Genomic DNA, 3,652 nt, shown 5'->3' on the forward strand with positions numbered 1-3,652 from the left:
GCCGTCGACTTCCAGGCCGAACCCGCCGTGCTCGCCGTCCACGGCGACCCGGTCGGCGGTGGGCGCGGGCGACGCCGGGCCGACCTGGTCGTGACACTGGTCGCGGTGGCCCTGGCAGTCTGGGTGACCAGCGGCCTGTGGCGTGACCCGAACGGTCGGGCGATCACCGTCAACGCCAGCGACCAGGCGCTGTTCGAGTGGCTGCTCGCCTTCGGCGGGCACGCGCTCACCCACGGGGAGAACCCGCTCTTCACCCACCTGCTCAACGTCCCCGACGGGGTGAACCTCGCGGTCAACACCTCGATCACCGTGTACGCGGCGGTCTTCGCCCCGCTGACGTACCTGATCGGGCCACCGGCGACGTTCCTGGTGATCCTCACCCTCAACCTGGTCGCCACCGCGCTGGCCTGGTACTGGCTGCTCTCCCGGCACCTGGTCGGCAGCCGGCTCGCCGCCGGGGCCGGCGCGTTGTTCGTCGCCTACTCCCCCGGCATGGTCTCGCACGCCAACGCCCACCTGAACTGGACCGCCGGTTGGCTGGTCCCGCTGCTGCTGTGGCGGGTGTTCGCGCTGCGCCGGCCGGGGCGCTGGCTGCGCGGCGGGATCGTTCTCGGCCTGCTGGTGGCGGTGGCGTTCTCCATCGCCGCCGAGGGGCTGTTCTTCACCGCCCTGGCGACCGGCGTGTTCCTGGCCGCCTGGGCGCTGCACCCGGCCCGCCGGGTGCGGGCCCGGGCGGCGCTGCCGGACCTGCTGCGCGGGCTGGGCGTCACCGCGCTGGTGGCGGGAGCGCTGCTGGCGTACCCACTCTGGCTGCACTTCGCCGGCCCGCAGCGGTTCCACGGCACCGGGTTCGACCCGGTGATCCACTCCGAGGACGTGGCCGCCTTCGGGGCGTACCCGCGCCGATCGATCGCGGGCGAGCTGGGGTGGGGCACCGCGCTGGCGCCCAACCCCACCGAGGAGAACTCCTTCTTCGGGGTGCCGCTGCTGCTGCTCGCCGTCGCCTGCTTCGTGCTGCTGTGGCGACGCGCCGCGCCGGCCCGCCGGGCCACACTGGTCGCGCTGGGCGTCACCGCCGTCGTCTTCGCCGTGCTCTCCTGGGGGCCGCAGGCCACCGTCGACGGATGGCGCACCGGGCAGGCGCTCCCGTTCGCCCTGCTGGGCGGGCTGCCGGTGGTCAACGCCGCGCTGCCGGCCCGGCTGGCGCTGGTGGTCGCCCCGGTCGTCGGCGTGCTGCTGGCGTACGCGGTCGACCAGCTCCGGGCCGACCCGCCCCGCCGCCCGGTCCGGGTGGCGTGGACGGCCGGTTTCGCGGCGGCGCTGCTGCCGCTGCTGCCCACCCCGTTGCTGACCAGCGTCCGCCCGCCGGTGCCGCAGTTCGTCACCGCGGGCACCTGGCGGGAGTACGTCTCCCCCGGCGGGGTGCTCACCCCGATCCCGCTGACCCTGGACGTCTACCCCGACGGCCAGCGCTGGCAGGCGTACGCCCTGTCCCACCGGCAGGGCGAGTTCCGCCTGCCGGCCGGTTTCTTCCTGGGCCCCGGCGGGCCGGACGGACGGGGCCGGATCGGACCGCCGCCGCGCACCTTCGACACCCTGCTGGACCAGGCCGGCCGCACCGGGCTGGTGCCGATCGTCACCGAGGGCACCGTCCGGCTGGTCCGCTCCGACCTGCGGTACTGGGGGGTCGAGGTGGTCGTGCTGCCCGACGAGGTGCACGGCGCCAAGTACGACCTGGACGAGGACGCCCTGCGTCGCACCGCCACCGCCCTGCTCGGCGAGCCGCGGCGGGTCGACGACGTCTGGCTGTGGCGGATCCCGGCGGCCTGACGCGACGCGCGTCACCGGAGACGGTGGAGCGGGTCGGGTCTAGGCTGGTGGGGTGACTGTGACGACTTCCGGGCTGACGGCCGTACGGGCCGGGGTGCTCGACTACCAGGCCGCCTGGGACGAGCAGCGCCGGCTGCACGCCTCGGTGGCGGCCGGCGAGCAGGGCGACACCGTGCTGCTGCTGGAGCACCTCAGCGTCTACACCGCCGGTAAGCGCACCGAGCCGTGGGACCGGCCGATGGACGGCACCCCGGTGGTCGACGTCGACCGAGGCGGCAAGATCACCTGGCACGGCCCGGGGCAGCTCGTCGGCTACCCGATCGTCCGGCTCCCCGACCCGGTGGACGTGGTCGCGTACGTGCGGCGCACCGAGCAGATGCTGATCGACGTCTGCGCCGAGTTCGGGTTGACCGCCGGCCGGATCGAGGGCCGCAGCGGGGTGTGGGTGCCCGAGGACGACAGGGGTCCGGCCCGCAAGGTGGCCGCCATCGGCATCCGGGTCTCCCGTGGGGTGACCCTGCACGGCTTCTCCATCAACTGCGACTGCGACCTGACCTACTTCGACCGGATCGTGCCCTGCGGCATCCGGGACGCCGGGGTCACCTCGCTCACCGCCGAACTGGGCCGCCCGGTCACCGTCGCCGAGGTGCTCCCGGTGGTCGAGCGGCACCTGCCCACCGTCGTCGAGGTCTGAGCCCGCCCGTCCGCCGGGCCGCCTACCCTCGGCGGATGCGTCTTGATCTCGTCACCCTGGTCGTCGCCGAGTACGACCCGGCGATCGCCTTCTTCACCGACGTGCTCGGTTTCGTGCTGGTCGAGGACTCCCCGTCGTTGACCACCGACGGCCGGCCGAAGCGCTGGGTGGTGGTCCGCCCGCCGGGCGGCGGCACCGGGCTGCTGCTGGCCCGCGCCGACGGCGGGCGGCAGGAGGCGGTCGTCGGCGACCAGGTGGCCGGCCGGGTGGGCTTCTTCCTCCAGGTCGACGACTTCGACGCCACGTACCGGCGGATGGTCGGTGCGGGCGTGGAGTTCGTCCGTCGACCGCGCGCCGAGCCGTACGGCCGGGTGGCGGTGTTTCTCGACATCGCCGGCAACCGCTGGGACCTGCTCGGCCCCGCCTGACATCCCCGGCAGGTATTGAGCGGTCGCTCAAAAAGCGCTAGCGTTGCCATTGAGCGACCGCTCAAGAACGGGGGCTGGCGATGGCGGTCATCTATGTCGAAACACTGATCGACGCGCCGGTCGAGCGGATCTGGCAGGTCACCCAGCACCCGGGGGCGCACCGCCGGTGGGACGCCCGGTTCGGCCGTATCGATCCGGTGCCGGGCAGCTCACCCGCCCGGTTCCGGTACGTCACGACCGTCCTGCCGGGCGTACGGGTCGGCGGGTACGGGGTGCACGCGGGCGAGCGTGACCGCCCCGACGGCACCCGCACCTCGACGCTGCGCTTCGGCTCCGGCGACCCACGCTCACTGATCGCCGCCGGCTCGGGATACTGGCGCTACGTGCCGGCCCCGGGCGGCGTGCGGTTCCTCACCGGTTACCGGTACACCCCGCGCTGGGGCCCGGCGGGCCGGCTGGCCGACCTGCTGTTCGGCCCCGCCTTCGGCTGGGCCACGGCGTGGTCGTTCGACCGGCTGAGGATCTGGCTCGAACGGGGCGTACCCCCGGAACGGGCCCGGGTCAACGCGGCGCGGGAGGTGGTGGTGCGGGCCCTCGCGGTGGGCACCGCCACGGCGCTCGCCGCCCCGGCCGGTCGGGGCCCCGCCCTCCTCGCGGCGCTCACCGCCTCGGCGGTTGCGCTGGCGCTGCCACCCCGACC

The 3,652-nt window shown here is 74.5% G+C and carries 4 protein-coding genes; all 4 read left to right on the top strand.

Features of this window, described 5'->3' with window-relative positions:
- The first annotated feature begins 27 nt into the window (after positions 1-27).
- Complete coding sequence (locus E1165_RS28195) at positions 28-1,830, top strand: DUF2079 domain-containing protein (protein ID WP_132394736.1); 1,803 nt, start codon at positions 28-30, stop codon at positions 1,828-1,830.
- Positions 1,831-1,882: 52 nt separating this feature from the next.
- Positions 1,883-2,524, top strand: a complete 642-nt coding sequence (gene lipB / locus E1165_RS28200) for a lipoyl(octanoyl) transferase LipB (protein WP_132394733.1) — start codon at positions 1,883-1,885, stop codon at positions 2,522-2,524.
- Positions 2,525-2,559: 35 nt separating this feature from the next.
- Entirely contained in the window at positions 2,560-2,952 is a 393-nt protein-coding gene (locus E1165_RS28205; protein ID WP_132394734.1) for a VOC family protein, read from the top strand.
- Between the two features lie 80 nt (positions 2,953-3,032).
- Positions 3,033-3,652, top strand: a 620-nt coding sequence (locus E1165_RS28210) for a hypothetical protein (protein ID WP_132394735.1), incomplete at its 3' end; no start/stop codon positions are given.

The sequence above is a fragment of the Micromonospora sp. KC723 genome (genome assembly GCF_004348595.1).
GTDB lineage: Bacteria > Actinomycetota > Actinomycetes > Mycobacteriales > Micromonosporaceae > Micromonospora.